This window comes from uncultured Campylobacter sp., from assembly GCF_938015785.1.
Lineage (GTDB): Bacteria > Campylobacterota > Campylobacteria > Campylobacterales > Campylobacteraceae > Campylobacter_B.
On sequence record NZ_CALLWC010000054.1, the window covers coordinates 1 to 22,670 of the forward strand.

Consider the following 22,670-nt stretch of genomic DNA (forward strand, 5'->3'; position numbering starts at 1 on the left):
TCTTGACTATTATGTATCTTTTCTTTCCAAAATGGTATAGGCTTTTATTTTTATAATGCTGCAAAACTTTTCTTCTGTAAGGTATTCAAAGGATATTTCCCTTTGCCGCCGCTATTGGAAAGCCAAAAGCAGCGGCTTTTTTACGCGATATGACCGAAAAGACTAGAAAGCAGGATATGTCATCATTTGTCATTTCTTCTCAATGTAATAACTGCATGGCATATCAAGCCAAATACAAGAGAAAAACAGCCACCGCCAAATAGTGATGCTCCCCACCCTGCACCCGACATTGTCATAAAACCGCCAACAAAGAAAATACCAATGCCAAGAAATATCCCGACACCATAAAAAAGTCCAATTGCCATATCATACTTATTAAATTGTCGTTTCTCTTTTTTTCACATGTTTCCATTTTTGTTATTACCTCCTTCGCAAAATCGTCCATGTGGACTCCAAAAAGAAAACAAATTTTTTTCAACGTATTTAAATCGGGTTCATTAACATCTCTCTCCCAATTCGATAGCGCCTGCCGGGTAACATTCAATTTCCCAGCCAGTTCTTCCTGTGTCATTCCCGATTGTGTTCGCAGATGACGTATTTGCTTTCCTGTTGTAATATCCGTCTGTTTCTGGTTCAAAATGGTTCCTCCTCTCTGATGCTGATTTTATCAATGATATTTCGCAATAGCCAGCAATGAACGTTTGCATTGCGCAAGATGTTACATTATCTTCTGAAACATATGCCGGATCTTGTCTAAACGGCTGTTCGGGCGGCGTGGCTGAAACACAGGCTCGCCGGAAGTTTCCTGATACCCTTTTAATTCTGTAATGCAGACACTTCTTCCATTTGTATAAAAATTCAAATCATTTCTATATTCACCAATACAACGGGCAGGGATTTCCCCCTTAAAAATAACTTCATCTTTTTCAAGTCTGGTTGATTCAATGATTGCGCAATACTTTGGTGCGTCATTATAAGCCCGTGAAAGATATTCCTGCGGTGCAAAAAGGGTAAAGGAAAGGTATGGTTCCAACAGTTGTGTTCCTGCTTTTTTCAATGCCTGCTCCAACACGACAGGCGCAAGAAAACGAAAATCAGCGGGGGTGCTGACCGGGCTGTAATAAACTCCATAATCAAAACAAATTTGGCAGTCTGTCACTCCCCAGCCATATAAGCCCTGCTCCATTCCATAACGCACACCCTCCATGACGGCATTTTGAAAACTTTGGTTTAAATAGCCGAGAGATACCTCGCTTTTATATTGTGTTCCGCTTCCAACAGGAAGCGGTGTTACAGTCAAACCAATAGATGCCCAAAACGGATTCGGCGGCACTTCAATATGAATCGTGTAGCTCGCTTTTTTTTGCGGTCTTTCCAGATAAATAACCGAAGGCTCTTTCATAGCCACGCCCACATGATATTTTTCTTCTAATAGCGAACAAATAACTTCTAACTGTACTTTTCCCAAAAAAGATAATATAATCTCATGTGTAACAGTATCAATGTCAAAATGCAAAAGAGGGTCTGTATCAGCAATCTCTGTGAGGGCATTTAACAGGGCTTCCCTTTGCTCCGGCTTTTGCGGCTCTACCGTTGTCCGAAGTAATGGCATGGGATTATCAATCCGTGTTTTGTGAGGCAGGAGTTTTTCATTTCCCAGAATGTCGTTCAGTTTCAAAGTATCATCAGCTAAAATAACAATTTCTCCCGGACAGGCATGGTCAACCGGGACGATTTCACCATTTGACGGAATACACATTTCTGTAATCTTTATTTTTTCCTTTTTTGACAGCAGCAGGGTATCCCGTAAATGGAGCGTCCCATGATACAGGCGTAAATAAGAAAGCCGTTTTTTCCGCTCTGTATACTCAACCTTAAAAACATATCCACATAATTCAGACTGAATATCGTCTGTTTCTGTAATGAAAGTTTCTGTAATCGCTTCAATCAGTTTTTCTGTTCCTAAATTGTCTTTTGCACTCCCATGATAAACAGGAAACAAAGAGCAGCATCTGGTTCTTTTGCACTTTTCATATTGTAATTCCTGTATATCCAAAGAATCCTCTGCAACATATCGTTCTAATAGTTCATCGCTTCCGGAAATAATCATATCCCATTTGTCCAAATCAGAAATATCGGTCATGGTTATCTTTGGCGACAGGGAAACCTCCTGCATGACAATCATATCACTGGTAAGTTTATCTTTAATGCTTTGGTAAACACGCCGCAGGTCGATCCCATTTTGGTCTATCTTATTTATAAAGATAATTGTCGGAATGTCCATTTTCTGAAGCGCATGGAATAATATACGGGTTTGTGCCTGTACGCCGTCTTTTGCCGAAATGACTAAAACAGCTCCGTCAAGGACAGATAAAGAGCGGTATGCTTCGGTTAAAAAATCCATATGACCGGGAGTGTCCACGATATTGATTTTATAATCATTCCAGCAAAAAGAAGTAACCGCTGTCTGAATGGTAATTCCGCGCTGCCGTTCCAAAATCATAGTGTCTGTTCTTGTAGTTCCTTTATCCACGTTTCCTTGTTCCGCAATCGCTCCACTGGTGTACAGCAGGCTTTCCGTCAATGTTGTTTTTCCTGCGTCTACATGGGCGAGAATTCCAATATTGATTATTTTCATGTGATTGTCCTCCTTTTACAGCCCCAAAAGGGCATAAAAATCCCCAGCAGTAAAATACTTTTACCACTGGGGATTATAATTTGCGGACATACACATATACAGCATACACCTGTTTGTGATTGCTGTTTTTCGGATATGTCAAAATTGATAAGGCAAAAGTATTCTTAAATTGGGTACAAAAAACCAAGCCCCCACAAAAGGGACTATCATAATCCTTTGTTCCCACTATTTGATTATAGTTTTATTTAAGAATACCTTGCCGCATATTTTTTACTCCTTTTTTGGAATGATGCTATTATATCACATTAGTTTTAGGAAAGAAAGTACCTAAAAGAAATTTTTCTTCCCCTTATATGTAACAATCATACCGACTTTCTGGCGTTCAGAATGGTTTCTGCTGTCTGCTGTGGTGTTTGGTTGGAATTGTCCAGCCAAAAGCCGATCCGTGGTGTTGTCTGCATAAATGTATCGTATAAGGTTTCAACCGTAAAGCCGGAATAGCCTGTTTTCTCCCTGTATCGTTCCCTTCCTTTTATTGTTTCCACATCTGGACAAAGAACGACAACCTCAACAGGGTATTTATGCGGCACAAAAAATATGTACATGTAACTAATTCAACACATTTATAATTTGAATAGGGACATTATAGCATTTACTAAATACAAATTCAATGTATACGGAAATAAAGATATAAGGAGTGGGAAGGATTCCGCCGTAGTCGGCATTGTAGGAAAATCCAAAAGTTTAGATTTTCCCACAATGCTTATCTTTTGGTCTTTGGTTCGGAATAGTGTAGTGCTGGCGGTCTATCTCTTGTTTTCGGTTGCTTGCTTCCTTACCGTACATGAGCATTTAATGCCAGTTTCTAGTATATTTATCAACATTTTTAGTATGTTGATAAACTTACTTAGCAAGCTCGGTCCGAGCTTGCTGTAAGGTCTTAGCCAGACGGGCAAAATTTTTATTTACAAAGATACAACCTAAACAAAACTTTATCCATTAAAAATGACATTTGCCGATAAAAGGTCTAAGTTTTTGCTTAAGATAAATATTACTTTAATACATGCAAAAACCTCTCTCAAAATTTTACTCATAAAATTTCTTTCTCCCAAAATAACAATCCATACCCATAAAATGCTAAAATAGCAAGCAAAATATAAATGGCTAAATTTACAAATGCTAGAGAGCGACCTTTGAGAGTTGGCGGAGTTTTTGCGCCCAGGGTCAAACCTCACATCGTATCAATACTACGTGCCAATGCTTGGTCTTATCTTTTTGCGATACGCTCTGGGGCGAGCTACCTGAGTGTTATGATGATATAAGTATCTCGGCGTGCAGATAGAAAATTTATGAGTATGTCTATATGAGATATAGGAGTGTTGCGTAGGATATACCGCAAGTTTGTAAGCAAGCCAGTGTAAATTTACTTGGTAAAATTTACACGGCTAGCTTACTTTGGTGGCTTAAATTTATAGATTACGCATTGTAAATTTTAAAGAATGCTTACTACCCCATCTCCATCAATGCATCATCTTTTGTAAATTTACCACTCAACTCTGGCATCTCATTTACTATTATCTCTTTTAGCTCAGGATCGGTGCTTGCTATTTCAAGTAAAAGACCTAAGCTTTTGTCATTAAAGTCTCTTAGCCTGATATTTTCTTTTTGCAAGCTTTTGCTTTTACGTGCTAGAGATTGATTTTCTCTATTCTTACTCTCTATCAATGCATTTTGTTCATCTATCTTTGTTTGCTGATTAGTATGTGCTTTTACTCTATTTTTAAGAAGCATTATCTCTTTGTCTTGCTCAGCTTGAATCTCTTTTAAATCATCTAGCTCTTTTTCTAGCTGCTCTTTTTCTTTTAAGACTTCTAAGCTTTTCTTTTTATCTTCCTCTATGATCTTGTTTTGTTCTGTTACTTGCCCATCAAGAAGTTCTACCTTTTCTTTTAGCTGCTCATCAGATGTGATGGTTATGCTTTCTTGCATTTGTTCAAAAACAGAATTTCTAAGACCTACTATTAAAGCTCTTTTTTCATTTGGCTCTAACCTAAAGTACTCGTCGCCCAACAAAGGCTCTTTCTTTTGCATATACTTATTTGCTTCCGCTTCTATAAGCTTTTGAATTTTCTCTTTTAACTCTTTCTCGCTCTTATATTCACTTGCTATTTGGTGCATTTGGGTTAAATTCTTGTGTCTATTTTTACTTGGCTTACCACGAAGTACCTGACCTTCAAATGCCTCTGCACCCATATCTTGCAGCTCTTGGCCAAATTTTGCTGTTTGTGTCCTGCCACTAAATCTCAAATTTGCATGTTTTTCAAAGTTGTAGTTTGTAAAGATGATGTGATAGTGCTTGGTCTTCTCATCATTATGCTCAGCCACAAGCAGACACTTTGCGCCATACTTCGCGCAGTATGCGTTTACAAATCTCATTACTCTATCCATATGTATGTTTTCATTTATAAATTTTGACTCTTCGTCGTTTAGCCCTTCTTTTGGATCTTTCTCTCTGTCTGTACCAAATGTGATGATGACTTCACAAAAACTAGCCATATCTTTGCGCCAAGTTCTACGTATAACTATATCTTTACCTTGTCGTTTTTGTGTATAGGACTGCGCGGCATAGTCTTCTTTAAAGCTATCCTGAAAGCCTTTAAGTAATTTCTTTACAAAAGCCATATTATGTAACTCATCATCTTTGCTGTTAGCATCTCTCATATTGCCATTGCCATTAAATTCACTTAAGAGCTTGTAGCGATTAATAGTGGTTGGATTCTTGTTGAGATACTTTATATGCTCAGTTTGATTTTTCTCACGGCACGCATGTGCAAATCTACCTATGGCTCTACCATATGTTAAAAAACCTGACCTCACATTTATGACTAGGCTGTGATCATTTACTATATATGCATTAGCCATGGCAAATCACCTCACTATATGAACTTTCTTTCGTGCTAGCGGTGCTAGTTACTATTAATGAAAATTTTTTCATTTTTATCCTTTTAAAAGATATTTATAGTAATTACACCAATTTTGAAAAAAATCTGCGCTGGAAATGCAAATTTTTGTAAAAAAGTTTATTTTTTAAGAAAGAAAAGTTAAGAATATTAAAATGATAGATGTTGAAAGTGCGTATTTAAAGGAGTTTGAGATAAAAAGATTATCCGCCCCGAGTGAGGCGGATTTGTCAAGTAGGAGATTATTTTTTGCTAGGTGGATACATCTTCCAGCTGCTATCTACTTTCCAGTCTATCGGGTGGCAAGACATACAAGTATTTAGCTTTTGCGGATGATGCACGGCGTGGCATGACTGACACTGAAGCATTTCGTTGTCTCTATTATGGACACCATTATGCGGGTTAGACAAACCATAGTTTGCGGTCTTTTTTCTGATCTCATCTACCTTGTGACAGCTTGTACATTGTTGGTTTGTAAATCCTCTTTGTTTTGTTGGCATCTCAAAATCGCCCATCGCATACATCCTGACCTCGTTTAGTTGCTCGCCTATGGTTGGTGTATGGCAATCGTGGCATGTTACGTTTGCATCATTGTGCTTTTTGGCTAGCAAATTTCCTTTTGTATAAGAGTCGTACTCTGGCTGCATGTTGTGACACAAGATACAAAATTCAGCCTTGTGGCTAGCAGCCTCTATTTGGTGAAACGCTATAAAGCCCACGATAGCAGCTACTATTAGTCCTATTATCGTATATTTTTTTCTATTGCTCATGCTTGTACTCCTTTTGCGTTTGCCGCAGCCTGATAGCCTGCTAAGCGTCCGTAGCATAGGCATGTTCCGTGGCTAGTGCCGGCTAAAACTACTGGATAATCTCCCAAAAAGCGTCCGCCCATAACGTTACCGCAGGCATAAAGTCCAGAAATTTCGTTATAGTCGGTATCCAGCACGTTTGCAGTGCTTGGCTCAACGGTAAAGCCACCCATTACGACCAGGCTCGCACCTACTCCCATTTTGCCAGCATAAAACGGCGCATGGCGGACTGGAAACATCCTCTTAGCGGTCTTACCAAAGTCATCATCATAGCCTTTGTCGCATAGCTCGTTGTAGCGTTTTATGGTCGCCAAAAACTGTGTTTGCGCCTTTTTGTTATCAGGGTAGAGCTTACTAGCAAGCTCTTCAATGGTGTTTGCTTTTATGACATCAGGCATCTCTTCAATATCTTTTACCGATATATATGATGTTTTGCCTATCGCCCACTGGCAGTCAGGTGGAAGCTTTGGATTATCTTCTACACAGTGGTTTACACTGCCGTGTGATACGCCCATGAGGCCGACTTGCTCTGGAAATTTAGAGTCAAATACCTGCCAGCCAAAGCCTCCTGGTTGGCGAGAGAGCGGCTGAGTGACTTGCTGACCGCTTAGATCTTCATTTGTAAAGCGCTCTCCCTTTGCATTTGTTAGTAAAAACGCATCAACGCCAAGCGGTCCGCCAAGCGTGTGAGCGACTGGTGCGTGCGGTCCGTCTTCTAGCTTTGCACCTATCCATGAGCCAAGCTTATGCCCGTCTCCCGTATTGGTCGGATTGTTTTTGTAGTCTCTGTTTGGAAACGGACAGAAGAAATTTGCCACCCACGGCACAAATGTCTTTACCATCTCAGGGTCATTCATATAATCGCCCGTAGCAAGTATCACCGACTTAGCATTTATCTTGATATATGAGCCATCAGCCATATTTTGCGCGATCGCTCCTTGCATTTTGCCAGTTGTTTTGTCGCGAAGAAGCTTTTTCGCACGAGTTTTAAAGATATACTTTGCGCCTTGTTTTATAGACTTTTCATAAACTAGCTCCATCATCGGCTCTTGACTAGGTAAAAAGGACATAACAGTTGGATAGCTTGGGCTGTTTTCCTTACTTGGGTCGTATCCGGCCGGGAGTGGATAGTGCATAAGCATCAAATTTATCTTACTTCTATCAAGCTGCGTATCGGTCTCTTTCATAAAATGCACCGCAGGAGCAAGCTCTATCATCCAGTCAAAGTCCTCGCCGCTGTGATCCGCCCAGTAGTTCCACACTCGCTGATCGGCGCGGTAGCCCATCTGTTTTAAGTGTTCATTTATGGCCGCATTCTTGTCATATTTGATACCAAGCTCTCTTTGAAATTTATTGCCTAGAGTGCCGTACTGACCGCTTCTAACCTGAAAGCGACCGGCTTTTTCTAGGACGATAACCCTTGCGCCTTTTTCGCTAGCAGCGCGCGCAGCGTGAAGCCCTGAAACGCCAGCACCGATGATAAGCACGTCGGTTTCAAGCGTCTCTTTTATATCTTTGTCTGAAATTTCAGGCTCAACACCTAGCCATTTTGGCACATCAGGTGCTTTTGTGGTCTCCTTTTCTGGATGGATGAGGTGGTTATTTGGGTTATCACAGCCTGTTAGCAGCGCTGATCCTGCTGCAACTGAGCCAAGTGTGAGTGCGCCACTACGTTTTAAAAACGAGCGACGTGATAGTTCGTTATTTTCTACCATTTTATACTCCTTGTTTCAAATTTATTTCAATATATCAAAGTCATAAGACACTCTTAGCCAAAGCTCTTCATCTCTTGTCTTGCCGTTAGAGCTGCCGTTTGTATATTTTAGCTTTCTATCTAATGTTTCATAGATAGCTGATAGTTTTAGACCCTTAACCGCAGGGACTTTGTAAGTTACTTGCACGTCCCAGCCCTTTACGTCGATTCTAGTTCCTGGTGCTTGACCATGAAGGCCACCTGAGCGAACGTTGCTACCATTGTGCTGTTTGCCATACCAGTAGTCAGCATCCACTCTAAGACCCTCGGCGCCTACATTGCTAAGGTCGTAGCCTGCGCTAAATTTATGTAAATTCATACCAGCAAAATTCATAAATAAAAACGGACCATAGATTGGAGTGGCCGTAAATGAGCCAACGTCGTTTCCTATGCCTTGAAGCGACATCTGGTTTTTACTAACGGTTGAGTATGCGTATCTAAAATCAGCGCCATAAGCATTATAAAGCCCTATCATGCCTGCATAGTAATCGCCGTTAAAGTCGAAATTCTCTTTTAAAGTGCCGTTTGTTCTTGAGCCTTTATACATAAAGTCTATGCCAACGATCGCGTTTTCAAAAAGCGTAGGCGTTTTGTAGCCAGCAGCTGCGAAGTAGAAATTTATATCGCCTTTTGAGTTAGCCGCGTCGTCATACTCGATGCCTGAGACATTTGCGTAGCCAGCTGTGAGCGAGACGCCTGGGATGCCGCTATATGTTGCAAATGAGTTAAAGATGTTGTCAAATTTATAGCCGTAAGGTCCAAAGCCACCGATAACAACTCTATCTTTAAACCTTGGCGCGCCGTGATCTCCACCAGTTACTGCGCTTGATCTACCTGCAAATTTCCAAAAGTCAGCTAGGCCGATAACGGTATTTATACTATCAAGCTTTATCCTAGCGCTCACGCCCTCAAATGCCTCTTTGTAGCCCACGTCTGTGTTTGTTGCCACAAGTGGCGGCACTAGGCCTGTGTATTTTGAGTTGTAGTACTGGCGACCTAGTTTAAAGTCGATATAGTCATTCTCATATCCTAAGTAGGCCTCTGAAAGTGCTACACCTTCGCTATTCCAGTCATAGGCAAAATACTCTTTTGCAGCCTTTGACGGAGCAAAATTTACTAAGCCCTGAGCCGTAAGACCAAGCTTAAAGCCATAGTAAGAGCCAGTTAAGAACCTAAGCTCAGCACCTAAACCGCCTATGTGCTCGCGAATTTTATTTGTTCTGCTAGCTGGCGGGAAGTACTCTGTCGAGTCCATATCATAGTATGAAAATATGGTCGCACCCATAGTGCTTGCCTGCAAAGCCTCTTCCAAGCTCTCACTCGCACTTGTACAGGTCGTCATAGCCATAAGCGCAGCCAAACTAAGAGCAAATTTACTCTTGCTTGTAGTTAAAAAAGATGTTTTCACTCTAAACTCCTTAAATTTCTTTTTAGGCATTTAACAATGCCGCCTTTTTAAGCTTGGCTTATCGCATCATCACTTGCGATCATGCCGCGCTATGTAAATTTTGTCTTTTTAGTTTTGCCATTTGGTGATATGTCTAGAATAACCACGTCCTTTTAAAACACAAAGCTACTGTGTTTTATGGCATCCCCCCTTGGATTTATTAGTGAAATTATAACATGTAGGCATATCAAAAACGGTAAGATTTTGGTAACATTAACTAAAAAATATTTTTTAGTTTTAAATTTTAAATTTGATATAATCACTACTATGATAGAAATTTTACTTATAGAAGACGACCTTGAACTAGCCGAGCTTTTAAAATATGCATTGCTAAAAAGCGAGATTGGCGTAACCATAGTCACAAATCCGCTTAAAGGGCTTGAAATTTTAAACGAAAAAAATACCTTTGATGCATTGGTGCTTGATCTTGGCTTGCCAGATATGGACGGTCTTGAAGTGTGCAAGCACGTAAGACACAGCTATCCATCGCTACCTATCATCATCTCATCGGCTCGCAGTGAAACGCTAGATAAGATAAAGGGCTTTGAGCTTGGGGCGGACGACTACATGGCAAAGCCCTATGAGCCAATAGAGCTTGCATTTAGGCTAAGGGCGATACTTCGCCGAGGGATACAAGCTGGCAATGACTCCAAAACCTTTTGCGTAGATAAACAAAGACGCACTATATTAAAAAATGGAGAAGCCATAGCGCTTACAAAAGCGGAATTTGACATCTTTATCTACCTTTATGAAAAAGAGGGGATAGTCGTATCAAGAGAGGATATTTTGTTAAATTTAGGTCAGGCTAAATTTCAAAGCGGGCTAAAAAGTATCGACGTAGCCATAGGGCGCTTGCGCCAAAAGATAGGAGACGACCCTAAAAATCCACACTTTATCCACCCCGTGCGCGGTATAGGGTATAAATTTATCAATGCGTAATATATCTATCATCAAACTCATATCTTTTTTCTTTTTTGCCGCGCTCATTACGGTAAATTTGGCATTTTTTATCGAATCAAAAAAGCAGATTAGAGACGCAGAGTATCATACTTATGAGCGCTTTATGCTGGGTATGCGTATACGAGGACAAGTAGAAGGCAACGCGGCTAAACAACTAGCGCAAATAGGTCTTAAAAGTAGCGAGCTTGATCCTATTAAGATCAGGCAAGGCGGAGAAAAAATTTATAGCGACTCGTATGCTGATATGATAAGGTATAACAAAAAGTTTTATTTTGTGCCTAGATTTTCTTCTATCGATCCAAAAATGTTTTCGCGCATTATGGATGCGGCAGGGCTTAATATATCAAGCAAAGATGACATAGTAAAAAACGATGTGCCTTTAGAAAATTTAGAAGAAATTTCTTCAAATGGCATTTGGGTGCTTTGGCTCGTAGTAAATATAGTAATGGTCGCATTTTTTATAGTCGTTTTGAAAAAACTGCTAAGGCTTAGAAATTTAAAAAATATGATAAGAAGAGCAGGCGAGGAGGATAAATTTAGGCTGATAAAAGTAGAGGCAAACGACGAAATAGGCCAAATCGCTGGCGAATTTAACACGACTATGCAAAAGATAGACGCCATAAAACAGGCTAGAGCGCTCTTTTTGCGTAATATCTTGCATGAATTTCGCAACCCGATAATGAAAGGGCGGATCATGGCGGATATGATCGCTGAAATTTTACAAGACGATAAGGCGGGAGACAGGTTAAAACAAATTTTTATAAGGCTAGAGATGATACTAGGCGAGGTTGTCAAGGTCGAAAAACTAGTATCGAGCGAGTGGGAGCTTAAAAAGAACAAACACCGAGTCATAGACATCGTAGATCACTCGGTAGATATGCTTTTGCTAAAAGATACAAGCCGCATAGATGTGCTAGCAGATGGTGAGATAAGCGCTGTTGAGGTTGATTTTGAGCTTTATGCGACCGGAGTTAAAAATTTGATCGATAATGCCTTAAAATACTCAAGCGACAAAGTCATCGTAAGGATAGATAAAAATGCTCTGTGCATCAGCAGCGTGGGAGACGAGCTTGAGCAAGAAAGACTTGAGTTTGATAGGGCGTTTAATAGAAGAGTAGAAACTTCAAATTCTGGACTTGGACTTGGACTTTACATAGCAAATCAAATTTTTAAAAAGCACGGCCATGCCCTAAAATACAAACACGAAGATGGTATAAATATTTTTATGATATGTTTTGGGGAGTGATTTAAATAAGAGTTGCTTTATAAGTCTCTTTAAGATATTTAGAATTTCATTGAGTAGATTTTAAGTCTTGACAAAAATATATGCAAAAATTTTAGAAAACTATTTTTATGGTATTAAAAGGGTGATGGCTTTATAATCATTGGAATTTTTAAGAGACTGTCCCACTTTTGTAACTAAGTGTTCCACTCTTAAAGGAAATTTTAAAGAAAGGGAAAGAACAAAAGCATCACTGCTAGTGCCTAAAATAGGATATTTTGGTGTCAAAGGGGAGACTTGAACTCCCGACCTCCGGCTTATGAGACCAGCGCTCTAACCAGCTGAGCTACCTTGACACGCGAAAAGAAATAGCAAGTATAGCTAAATATTCTTATTTTTAATTGAAACACTTTAAAAGGAGAGAAAATGAATGCGGCTTTGATTTTATTAGTCGTCATAGTTTTATTAGTTTTGGCGCTAGTGGGCGTTTATAACTCATTCATCGCCAAGCGCAACCAGGTGCGAAACATCGCTTCCACCGTCGATACGCAACTTAAAAAGCGCTACGACCTCATCCCAAATTTAGTTAGCGCCACGCGAGAATATATGAGCCACGAAAATGCCGTGCTAACGCGCGTTAGCGAACTTCGCTCGCAAGCAATCAGCGCAAGCTCTAACGCGGATAAATTTAAGCTAAATAGTGAAATTTCGGCTCTTTTAGGACAGATCCGCATTGCGGTGGAGGCGTATCCAAACCTCAAAGCTAACGAATCGTTTGCCAAGCTACAAAACGCGTTAGGCGAGTGCGAAGAGCAGATCAGCGCCGCACGCCGCGCTTATAACGGCGCCGTTACGGTTTATAATAACGCCTGCGAGATGTTTCCTACTAACATCATCGCTAGCGTTTTCAACTTTGCCAAAGCGGAATTTTTCGCTGCTAGCGAGCAAGAAAAGCAAGCCCCGAATGTTTCTGAGCTTTTCAAAAAATAAGTGCGAGGCGTATAAAATTTGCGACGAAATTTTAAAATTTTATCGCAAACAATGCCGAGCGCCGAAAGGCTAAATTTATAGCGAAAAAACAGATCGCGCGCAAAGAGCGTGTTCTTAAAAGAGTTTGCTTCGCGCCCCACGTGCTCGTCATCTTGTTTGAGATATCTTGCGGCATGCGGTACTGAGAATTTTAACAATAAAATTTTACGGTGCAATGCCAAATTTTAAAAGTCTAAATTTCGCAGTGTAAATTTTCGTTAGCTTGCCGCAGGCGTTACTTGCGCAAACGGCAGCAAAAAGTAACGCCTCGTTAGTCGTGAGTAATTTTACAAATTTGCGCCTCGGTTGCGACTGCGAGGTCTTTCGGCGCAAGAACGATCTGTTTTCCGCGCACGCCCGCGCTAACGTAAATTTTCTCCTGTGTTAACGCCTTTTCATCGATGAAGGTGCGGAAGTGCTTTTTCATCCCAAGCGGCGAGCAACCGCCCCTGACGTAGCCCGTGACCTTTTGCAAATCCTTCAAATCCATCAGCTCGCAACGCTTTGCCCCGCAGATGTGCGCGAGCGCCTTGAGATCCAAATTTAGATCGCCCTGCAGGCAGGCCACGACGTATTCGTGATCCGCCGTGCAGACTATCGTTTTATAAACCCGCTCGATCGGCTCGCTCACGCTGTTTGCAACATGCACCGCGTCTAAATTTAAAGGATCAACCGCATATTCTTTGATCTCGTAGGGGATTTTCAGACCGTCCAGGACGCGCGCGGCGTTCGTCTTTGAGCTCATTTCGCCTCCTTAAATTTAATAGCGGATTTTGTTTTCTTTCAAAAAATCGCGCAGATCTTCGTATTCGCTTTGATCGAAATAGCGCCATTTGCCGGGCTTTAGCGTCCCAAGCGTCATTCTGCCGAATGCCGTGCGCTTAAGCTCCACGACGTCCAGATCAAAATAGCCGAAAAATCTGCGCAGCTCGCGGTTTTGCCCCTCGTTGATGATCGCCTTTATCTTCGTATAACCGCCGCTGCTAGGCATTATGCGGTAGCCCAAGAAGGGCTTAAATTCCATCGATTTGATCTTGCTTTTAGCGTGCGCGCCCTTGCTTGCGTCTGCGGCGAAAAAGCCCTCGCGGATCGACGTTACGACCTCGTCCTTCACCTCGCCTTTTACCTTTAGATAGTACTCTCGCTCGATGTCGCTGTTCATCAGCGCCGTAGCGATCGCCGGCGCATCGGTCAGCAGCAAAAGCCCCTCGCTTGCAAAATCCAAACGCCCCACGCTAACAAATCTACTAAATCCCTCCGGCAAACTATCGTAAATCGTCCGCCTGCCACGATCGTCCTTTTTAGTAACTAACTCGCCTTTGCGTTTGTTATAAACAATCATCGTAAATTCCGTCTTAGGCTTGATGAGGCGCGAGCCGATGCGGATCTTCTCCTCGCCGCTAACTTCGATGAAATCGCTAACGACGCGGCCGTTAATGCTAACCTTGCCCTGCTTGATCAGCTCGTCCGCCTCACGGCGTGAGTAGGCGGTGTTATGAGAGATAAATTTATTCAGACGCATCTTTTGCATTATTTTAGCCCCAGACTCGTTAGATCATGGATATGCAAGATCCCCGCAGGCACGCCATTTTCGGCCACGGGCAGGACTTGAATTTTAAATTGCTCGATTAAATTTAGTGCGTCTATCGCGAGCATATTTTTATCGTCCAGCATTTTAGGATTTTTGGTGGCATATTTTAGCGCGCCGTCATTGATGTCAAAATCCTCTCGCATCAGCGCACGCCGCAAATCGCCATCACTTAAGATCGCCTCGAGCGCGCCCTTTTCGTTCACTAACAAAACGGTGCCGAGCTTTCCGTGCGTCATAACGTCGATAGCTTGTTTTAGGCTGGTGTTACGGTTTGCGAGTGGCAAATTTTTACTTTGCATCACGTCTTTTACTTTTACGAAAAGTCGCTTACCGAGGCTTCCGCCGGGATGAAAATTTGCAAAATCCTCCTTGCCGAATCTACGCTGCCTCATCAAACAGATCGCTAACGCGTCGCCTAACGCAAGCGTTAGCGTCGTAGAAACCGTCGGCGCAGCACCTAGCGGGCAGGCCTCTTTGACGATATTTAGGCTTATGAACTCATCGCCAACCTTACCGAGTGAGCTGTTTTTATCGCGTGCCATCGCGATGATCTTTACGCCGAAACGTTTGAGGTGAGGTAGAATTCTAACCAGCTCCTCGCTCTCGCCGCTAAAGCTGATCGCAAGCACCATATCGTCCTTGCCGATCATGCCCAAATCGCCGTGCAGCGCCTCGGTAGGATGGACGAAAAACGACGGCGTGCCGGTGCTGGCAAGCGTCGCAGCGATCTTAACGCCTATGTGACCGCTCTTACCCACGCCGGTGACGATTACTTTGCCTTTGCAAGCCAGGATCAAGTTTACGGCTCGCTCAATTTCGTCGCCGATAAGATCCGCATGCCGCAAAAGCTCCGCTCCTTCGAGCCTCAGCACCTCTCGTGCCGTATCTAAAATTTCACTCATTAAACCTTCTTTTTAAAATTTGCTTTCATTTTACGCCTCTTCGCGCCACGCCTAAATTTACGCTACGCGGAATTTCACGCCGTAAAACCAGCACACATTGCAAAATTTTACACCCAATAGCTCATCCGCGCCATAAAATTTCACTTGCCTGCCGCAGATCAAAGCCTCTTTGCGCGCTAAATTTAGCCACGCTTACATCAAATAGATCACCGGCACGATGGTCGGATATTTTTTGATCTTTCTAAAGATGTGTTTGCGCACGGCCTGGCGGATCTTGCCCTCCAGCGCCCAGTGATCGAGCAGAATTTCATCTTTTAAATTTGCCAAAAACTGCTCGATGATGCCCTGCATCTCTTTGGTAAAGTGCGCCGTTTGGTTCTCTGCGACGAGTCCGTAAGTGATGACGCGCGTCTGAATGAGCCTCTTTTCGTTTTTGTCGATCTGCGCGATGATGACCGCGACGCCCGCATCGGCTAAATTTTGGCGGTGCTTGACGATCTCGTCGGAGATCTGTTTGTTGATCTGGTTGTCAATGAAGACCTTGCCCGTCTTGACGGTCTTGACGCGCTTTAGATATTTTTCGCAAACCTCCATCTGATCGCCATCGTTCATCAGATAGATATTTTTCTCCTCGATGCCGCACTCCATCGCAGTCTCTTTGTGCTTTACGATGTGATTATACTCGCCGTGCACGGGTAGGAAAAATTTTGGCTTTATCAAGCGCAGCATGAGTTTTTGCTCCTCGATCGAGGCGTGCCCGCTTACGTGTATCTCGCTGAAGTCCTGATACGCGACCTTTGCGCCGCTTTTTAGCAGGTAGTTAAGCACGGTCGATACGCTGCTTTCATTGCCCGGGATCGCCTTGGCGCTGATGATTACCTGATCGGTGGATTTGATCTTGATATATTTGTGCTCGTCCGTCGCCATGCGATACAGCGCGCTCATCGTCTCTCCCTGCGAGCCGGTAGTAACGATTAAAACCTCATTATCGGGGTATTTGGAGACCTGATCGGCATCGACAAAGATCTTTTTGTCTAAATTTACATATCCAAGCTCCATCGCGGTAAATAAATTTCGCTCCATGCTTCGTCCGATGACGCAGACCTTGCGGCCGTATTTTACGCCGCGCTCAATAGCCTGATAGACGCGGTGGATGTTTGAGCTGAAGGTACTCATTATCACTCGCCCCTTACAGCTTGAGAATATCATATCAAAGGTCTTACCTACCGAGCTTTCAGACTTTGTGATCCCCTCTTTGTGCGAGTTTGTGCTATCGCTCATCAAAAGCATAACTCCGCGATCGCCGTAATAAGCTAGGCGGTTCAGATCGGTCGGATAGCCGTCGATCGGCGTGTGATCGATCTTAAAATCGCCCGTATGGATGATCGTGCCCGCTTTCGTTGTGATTGCAAGCGCGCTTGCATCGATAATCGAGTGCGTTATGTGGATAAACTCGACCTCAAAATCACCGATCTGATAAAGCTGGCGCTTCTGCACGGGGCGGAAGTAGCTGCGTTCGGCTTTAAGGCCGTGCTCTTCAAATTTATTGCTTATCATCCCCAAAGGAAGCGGCGTGGCATAGATCGGGAATTGAAATTCTTTGAAAAAATATGGCATCGCTCCGATATGATCCTCATGCGCGTGCGTGATAATTATGCCCTTGATCTTGTTTTTTATCTTGCGAACATAATCGAAGTCGGGGATTAAAATGTCCACGCCAAGCATACTCTCCTCTGGAAAGCTCATGCCCACATCGACGATGATCGCACTCGTATTGGTCTCAAAAACGGTCATATTCGCGCCGATCTCGCCCAGTCCGCCAAGCGGCGTGATACGCACCGTCTCATCGCTGCGATTAGCGTCTTTAAGCGGGTGCAGGCGCTCCTCGTGGATCAGCTTATTTTGCGCGATTGCCTCTTCCATCGCCTTTTGCCACGGCTCGTTGCCCGTGAGACTCTTTGGCATATTTGAGCGCTTTTTATGCTTTTTCTTTTTCTGCGAATCCGAAGAGTTCGTATCGTCTGCGGCGCTAGAATTTGCGCCTTTTGCGCTGCTGCTATTTGATTTTGCACGGCCGTCGCGGTTTAAATTTGAACCGCTCGCGCCGTTTTCGTTGCTTCTTGGATATGCACCGCCGAAATGCGCACCGCTCGCGCCGTTTGAATGCGTAGCATTTAAACCGCCATTTGACGCGCCACCCACAGAATTTGATCCGTTGCGAGAGCCGTTTTTTGAACCCTTTGAACGAGCGGAATTTTGCCCGTTTTTCGCGCCTTTATTTTTGCGGAAGCCGTTTTCATGCTCGTCGCCAAATTCCGCGCCGCCTGCAGAGCCCTCACTCGCGATAGATTTTTTTAGATTTTCCTTGCGTTTTTTGTAGCGATTGCTTTTTTTGAGTCGTTCGACGCCGTTTTCATTTCTGTTTTCTTCCATCTTTTGCCTTTAAATTTTTAAAAATTTCTAAAAAAAGGGTGGAATTTAACTCGTGCGCCCGAACTGTGGGCGGAATTTTCAAATTTAAAAAGATCTCTTCGGCTAAGCCTCCATCAAATTTTGCGCTTAAATTTTTAATAAGCGTCTTTCGCGGCGCACTGAAAGATACGCGCAAAAAGCTTTTAAATTTCTCGTATTCATCGAGATTTTGGAGCTGAGCGCAACTTTTTACGCCGAGGCTCTCCGCGCTTTCCTCGGCACCGGGCTTGAAATTTTTGCCCTTTACGAGCCTGATCACCGACGAAGTTACCTTCGGCGCAGGCTCGAAGCAGCCAGGCTCAACGTCGAATAGAAGCTCGCAACCGCCCGCAAGATCCGCCAGGATCGAAAGAGCGCTAAAATCGCTCTGCCCGGCTCTAGCGCAGAATTTTAAAGCGACCTCCTTTTGGATCATCACCAAAAATCCGCTGCACAACTCATCGTCGATCGCCTGCAAAATCATCTTTGTAGCGACGTAGTAGGGCAAATTTGCGACCAAAAAATATTCGCCGCAGCTAAGACCCCGCTGCTGCCAAATCCGCAAAGCATCGCCCAAAACGAGCTCAAGCTCGCCGCTAGCAATCTGCTGCGCAAATTTAGCGCTTAAAATTTGATATAAATCTTCATCTATCTCGAAACTTTTTAATCTGTAAAATTCCAAAAGCTTGCGAGTTAAATCACCTAAGCCAGCCCCGATTTCAACGACATTCTGTACGCTCTCGGGAATCGCTTGGATGATCTTGCTTAAAACGGCTTCGTCTTTTAAAAAATTTTGCCCGAACTCTTTTTTCGCCCTAATCATCGCGAGAGTCTAGCCAAATTTTACTTATAAAGTCATTATGTTAAGTAAAATTTGGCTAAAATCATAAAAATTTTATTCCGAAGGGCTACTTTGAATAGATTCGCAAAACGCATAATCCCGTGCCTAGACGTCAAAGACGGACGCGTGGTAAAGGGCGTAAATTTCGTAGGTCTCGTGGACGCGGGCGATCCGGTCGAGATAGCCAAACGCTACAACGAGGAGGGCGCGGACGAGCTGTGCTTCCTCGATATCACGGCGTCGCACCTTGAGCGCGATACGATAGTGGATGTCGTGGAGCGGGTCGCGCGCGAGCTTTTTATCCCGCTAACAGTAGGCGGCGGTATCCGTACGATCGACGATATCTCGCGCCTATTAAACGTCGGATGCGACAAAATCAGCCTCAACTCAGCCGCGATAAAAAATCCAAATTTGATAGACGAAGCGGCAAATAAATTTGGCTCGCAGTGCGTCGTGATCGCGATCGACGCAAAACGAAATTCTAGTGAAATTTCGCGCGGTAATTTATATGTCGCGGCGAGGAATTTGAACGTAAATTTACGCAATGAAGCACAAAATTTTGGAGAGACTTCACGCAGCTCGCAGGATGAAATTTTAACTGGGAACGGCGAGCCTTGCGGCTATAGTGTGTTTATAAACGGCGGTAGGCTGGATACCGGCAGGGATGCGCTTGCTTGGGCGAAAGAGGCGCAGGAGCGCGGTGCGGGCGAAATTTTGCTCACGTCGATGGACTGCGACGGCGTTAAAAACGGCTTTGAGCTAAATTTGACGCGGATTTTTAGCGCGCTTGATATCCCTGTGATCGCAAGCGGCGGTGCGGGTAAAATGGAGCACTTTAAAGACGCATTTTTAGCGGGCGCGGACGCATGCCTGGCGGCATCGATTTTTCACTTCAGAGAAATCGAAATCAAGGCACTAAAAGCGTATTTGCGAGAACAAAATATTGAAGTGAGACTGTAAATTTAGTCAGGTTTATACCGTGGGGTTAAAACTTAGCAGTCAAAGCGACTAAACAATTAATTTTATTTCAGCCCTTCGTTATCTTGCAAGTTTTTTGACAAGTATTATTTTGCTTAGGTAAAATTTATTCGTTTTAGCTAAATCATAAGCTTTTTTAAATACCTTTCCATCTTCTACTCGCCACCTGCGCTGCTACCATTATGGGAAGATAAGGGTACAGCTCTCATAGATATTTACTCGATTTATTTTAATTTCATCTGATACTTTACGACGAAAAAATTTCAAAATTTAGCTTTAAATTTATCGTCATTTTGCTATGATTAGTGAAAAATAATGAAAGCGTGAATGCGTAAATGATAATCTCTGCCGGACGAAATGAAATTTTTGATTTTGCCCTGCCTATGGGTGTAGGGCTAGTGGATATGAGTATAAATTTGACTAAATTTTTATGCGAAAATAGGCAAAGCTTGCCGAGTGAAATCATTTTCGTGGGTTCTGCGGGGCTATATAAAGAAGGTAAAATTCTAAAAATTTATGAAAGCAGATCGGCTGCAAACTGCGAGATATCGGCGCTTTATGAGCTTTCATACTCTCCAATTAACTATGAAATTCTAGCTAGGAATTCTGCCAATGTTTCATATGAAACAATAACTAATAGCTCAAATTTTATCACGACCGATAAAAAATCCGCATTAAAATTCTTTGAGCGAGGTTATTTTTTAGAAAATATGGAATTTTTTGCGGTTCTCAAGGTAGCACAAAAATTTCAAATTCCCGCTTACGGAATTTTTTGTGCGACGAATTTTTGTGATTCAAATGCTCACACGGATTTTTTAAAAAATCACGCCGCTGCAAAAGAAAATTTAACTAAATATCTAAAAACTAAGGCATTAATTTGAAAAATATCTTTGATTTTACAATGAAAGAGCTTGAAAATTTCGTCGAACCAAAATTTAGAGCCAAACAAATTTACGAATGGATTTACAAAAAGAATGTAGATGACTTTGCACTAATGCTAAATCTACCAAAAGAGATCCGTCAAGGTTTAGCTCAAAATTTTTATTTAGACCCGCTTAAATGTATCAGATCCGAAACAAGTAGCGATGGCAGTATCAAATACCTTTTCGCTCTCAAAGACGGCAAGACGATAGAAAGTGTCCTGCTACCGATGAAGGATGAGCTGAGAGATGAAAACGAAAAAATTATAAGACACGCGCGCTACTCAATCTGTGTAAGTTCACAAGTGGGTTGCAAAATCGGCTGTAGCTTCTGCTTGACAGCAAAAAGTGGTTTCGTACGGAATTTAGCTCCAGGCGAAATCGTGGCTCAAATTTGGCTCATCAAGAAAATAAACGCGATCCCGTACGAGCGCCGCGTCAATGTCGTATATATGGGAATGGGCGAACCGCTTAATAACCTAGACAACGTTGCCAAAGCCGTGCGAATTTTAAAAGAAAACGACGGACTCGCAATAGCGCCGCGTCGCCAAACGATAAGTACAAGCGGACTTTCTACGCAGATAAAAAAGCTTGGCGAAATGGATCTTGGCGTACTACTCGCAATCTCACTGCATGCAGTGGATGACGAACTGCGTGAAAAACTAATGCCGATAAATCGCGCCTACAATATCGCATCGATCATGCAGGCGGTGCGCGAGTTCCCAATCGATCTGCGAAAGCGCGTGATGTTTGAATACCTAATGATCGATGGGGTAAATGACCGCTCAAGCGATGCCAAAACGCTAGTGAAGCTTCTGCACGGCATCCGCGCAAAAGTAAATCTGATCTATTTTAATCCGCACGAAGGCTCGAGCTTTGGCAGACCAAGCCCTGAAAATATGATAAAATTTCAAGACTATCTATGCGCGCACGGCATTACTTGCACGATCCGCCAGAGCAAGGGGCTAGATATCAGTGCAGCGTGCGGACAGCTCAAGCAAAGAAACGAGCAAGATAAAATTCTGGCTCAAAGTGGTATCAGTGCCGATAAAATTTCGAACAAGTAGAGGAAAAATTCGGTGATTATTTTCAGATCATAAGGCAGATCAGTAAAAAATTTATAACGGAGTAGCAATGGACGCGCAAAAAATAATGGAAGAGATCGGCGTTTTCTTAGATAGATCGCTGCTTAAAAAATCCTAGATTACAAAGGCGGAAATTATTCGCTTTATCGAGGCAAAATGGGTGGAGGCGGACGATGAGAAATACCGCATCTGCGCCTCATACATCTACGCGGCGCGCATGGTGAATGAGTACAAATGGGCGGGCGACACCCCAAATATGCTGCGCTGGCTAGGCGAGATGGACAAGCACGCGAGAAGTAATGAAAATCCGCCCTACGTGAGCGATTATTATAAAGGCGAATGCTGCCTCGAGTGCGGAGCAGAGCAGGAGGCGCTTAAATTTTTGTGCAAAAGTTACGAAGCGATTGAGGAGTATCTTTTCATCCGCAGCCCAAAGGTCGCGGAGTTTTTTAATGCACATCTTGCGGAGCCTAAAATTTTGTCTAAATTTGAAGATGAGGAATACGAGGACTTAAGCTTTCCGCTGCGACTGGAGTATTTCGGTAAAGCTTTAGAGCAAGAGGGCGAGTTTCGCTGCGCGTTTTTAGATGAAGACGGCGAGGAGACGGACGAGCCAAGCCAGGCGCAATCGGACGCACTAGAGTTTCTAAAGCAAAATCAGGAAGAAATTTTAACGGGCGTCTTAGCTGAAATTTTAAAAAACTACCCAAAATGGCAGAAAGTTTATGACTATTCGAACGAGACGAAAAGCGATTTCATGCCAGGCATCAGCACGCCACAGAAGCTTAGTGAACTATTGGAGCTGCAAAATATCTATATCCTAGACGGCGCGAAAATCGGCTTTCAGTTTAGCTGCTCGTGGGATATAGAACATGGCTTGGGCGTGATGACGCGCAAAGGCAAGGTCATAAATATCGGCGAAGTGGGAGTAGCGTTTATGGCTATTTGAATTTAGTTTAAAATTGTTTATTTGAAACTTCGCGTAAGTTGCGAAATTATGACGATTATAGAGCATAAATACACATTTAGCTACATGCTTTATGGCAATCGGATCCGCGTTTATATAAATTTAGCCGCGTGCGAT

General features: G+C 42.9%; 18 protein-coding genes and 1 tRNA gene. 7 read left to right on the top strand and 12 right to left on the bottom strand.

Annotated elements, in window-relative coordinates:
- Positions 1-292: 292 nt before the first annotated feature.
- From Q0393_RS07780 to Q0393_RS07805, 6 genes are all read right to left on the bottom strand, one after another.
- A complete protein-coding gene (locus Q0393_RS07780) occupies positions 293-637 on the bottom strand; it encodes a helix-turn-helix transcriptional regulator (RefSeq protein ID WP_002602098.1) in 345 nt (114 codons plus the stop codon).
- An 81-nt stretch (positions 638-718) separates the two neighbouring features.
- On the bottom strand, positions 719-2,638 hold the full coding sequence (tet(32), locus tag Q0393_RS07785; protein WP_002602099.1) for a tetracycline resistance ribosomal protection protein Tet(32): 1,920 nt from the start codon (positions 2,636-2,638) through the stop codon (positions 719-721).
- A gap of 1,506 nt (positions 2,639-4,144) precedes the next feature.
- Entirely contained in the window at positions 4,145-5,560 is a 1,416-nt protein-coding gene (locus tag Q0393_RS07790; RefSeq protein WP_298979224.1) for a hypothetical protein, read from the bottom strand.
- A gap of 280 nt (positions 5,561-5,840) precedes the next feature.
- Entirely contained in the window at positions 5,841-6,368 is a 528-nt protein-coding gene (locus Q0393_RS07795; RefSeq protein ID WP_194172105.1) for a cytochrome c3 family protein, read from the bottom strand.
- On the bottom strand, positions 6,365-8,122 hold the full coding sequence (locus tag Q0393_RS07800) for an FAD-dependent oxidoreductase (RefSeq protein ID WP_298979228.1): 1,758 nt from the start codon (positions 8,120-8,122) through the stop codon (positions 6,365-6,367). Before Q0393_RS07800 ends, Q0393_RS07795 begins: the two co-directional genes overlap by 4 nt.
- Before the next feature lie 21 nt (positions 8,123-8,143).
- Positions 8,144-9,568: a metalloid reductase RarA gene (locus Q0393_RS07805; protein WP_298979230.1), complete on the bottom strand. Its 1,425-nt coding sequence runs from the start codon at positions 9,566-9,568 to the stop codon at positions 8,144-8,146.
- 306 nt (positions 9,569-9,874) lie between these two features.
- Here Q0393_RS07805 and Q0393_RS07810 point away from each other — a divergent pair, with 306 nt between their 5' ends.
- Together Q0393_RS07810 and Q0393_RS07815 are read left to right on the top strand one after the other, a co-directional pair.
- On the top strand, positions 9,875-10,546 hold the full coding sequence (locus Q0393_RS07810) for a response regulator transcription factor (protein WP_367179179.1): 672 nt from the start codon (positions 9,875-9,877) through the stop codon (positions 10,544-10,546).
- Positions 10,539-11,813 (top strand): ArsS family sensor histidine kinase, encoded by a 1,275-nt coding sequence (locus Q0393_RS07815; protein WP_298979235.1) that lies wholly within the window; start codon positions 10,539-10,541, stop codon positions 11,811-11,813. The genes Q0393_RS07810 and Q0393_RS07815 overlap by 8 nt, the downstream gene beginning before the upstream one ends.
- Before the next feature lie 255 nt (positions 11,814-12,068).
- Here the strand turns inward: Q0393_RS07815 and Q0393_RS07820 are convergent.
- A tRNA-Met gene (locus Q0393_RS07820) sits at positions 12,069-12,145 on the bottom strand.
- A gap of 70 nt (positions 12,146-12,215) precedes the next feature.
- Here Q0393_RS07820 and Q0393_RS07825 point away from each other — a divergent pair.
- Positions 12,216-12,779 (top strand): LemA family protein, encoded by a 564-nt coding sequence (locus Q0393_RS07825; protein ID WP_297923082.1) that lies wholly within the window; start codon positions 12,216-12,218, stop codon positions 12,777-12,779.
- 310 nt (positions 12,780-13,089) lie between these two features.
- Here Q0393_RS07825 and ybaK read toward each other — a convergent pair whose 3' ends face one another.
- From ybaK to rsmA, 5 genes are all read right to left on the bottom strand, one after another.
- Positions 13,090-13,563 (bottom strand): Cys-tRNA(Pro) deacylase, encoded by a 474-nt coding sequence (gene ybaK, locus Q0393_RS07830; RefSeq protein ID WP_298979237.1) that lies wholly within the window; start codon positions 13,561-13,563, stop codon positions 13,090-13,092.
- A gap of 15 nt (positions 13,564-13,578) precedes the next feature.
- Positions 13,579-14,340 (bottom strand): pseudouridine synthase, encoded by a 762-nt coding sequence (locus tag Q0393_RS07835; RefSeq protein WP_297897096.1) that lies wholly within the window; start codon positions 14,338-14,340, stop codon positions 13,579-13,581.
- An 8-nt stretch (positions 14,341-14,348) separates the two neighbouring features.
- Complete coding sequence (locus Q0393_RS07840; protein WP_298979239.1) at positions 14,349-15,311, bottom strand: KpsF/GutQ family sugar-phosphate isomerase; 963 nt, start codon at positions 15,309-15,311, stop codon at positions 14,349-14,351.
- A gap of 192 nt (positions 15,312-15,503) precedes the next feature.
- On the bottom strand, positions 15,504-17,744 hold the full coding sequence (locus Q0393_RS07845; RefSeq protein WP_298979241.1) for an RNase J family beta-CASP ribonuclease: 2,241 nt from the start codon (positions 17,742-17,744) through the stop codon (positions 15,504-15,506).
- Complete coding sequence (gene rsmA, locus Q0393_RS07850) at positions 17,725-18,585, bottom strand: 16S rRNA (adenine(1518)-N(6)/adenine(1519)-N(6))-dimethyltransferase RsmA (protein WP_298979243.1); 861 nt, start codon at positions 18,583-18,585, stop codon at positions 17,725-17,727. The genes Q0393_RS07845 and rsmA overlap by 20 nt, the downstream gene beginning before the upstream one ends.
- A gap of 90 nt (positions 18,586-18,675) precedes the next feature.
- Between rsmA and hisF the strand changes: the two genes are divergently transcribed.
- The 4 genes from hisF to Q0393_RS07870 all read left to right on the top strand — a co-directional run bounded on the left by hisF (position 18,676) and on the right by Q0393_RS07870 (position 22,535).
- Complete coding sequence (hisF, locus tag Q0393_RS07855) at positions 18,676-19,563, top strand: imidazole glycerol phosphate synthase subunit HisF (protein WP_298979245.1); 888 nt, start codon at positions 18,676-18,678, stop codon at positions 19,561-19,563.
- 353 nt (positions 19,564-19,916) lie between these two features.
- Positions 19,917-20,462, top strand: coding sequence for a purine-nucleoside phosphorylase (locus Q0393_RS07860; RefSeq protein ID WP_298979246.1), 546 nt, complete (start codon positions 19,917-19,919; stop codon positions 20,460-20,462).
- Positions 20,459-21,568, top strand: a complete 1,110-nt coding sequence (gene rlmN / locus Q0393_RS07865; protein ID WP_298979248.1) for a 23S rRNA (adenine(2503)-C(2))-methyltransferase RlmN — start codon at positions 20,459-20,461, stop codon at positions 21,566-21,568. Before Q0393_RS07860 ends, rlmN begins: the two co-directional genes overlap by 4 nt.
- A gap of 178 nt (positions 21,569-21,746) precedes the next feature.
- The gene (locus tag Q0393_RS07870; RefSeq protein WP_298979250.1) at positions 21,747-22,535 is read left to right on the top strand and encodes a hypothetical protein; all 789 of its coding nucleotides are present in this window, start codon (positions 21,747-21,749) and stop codon (positions 22,533-22,535) included.
- The last annotated feature ends 135 nt before the right edge of the window (positions 22,536-22,670 follow it).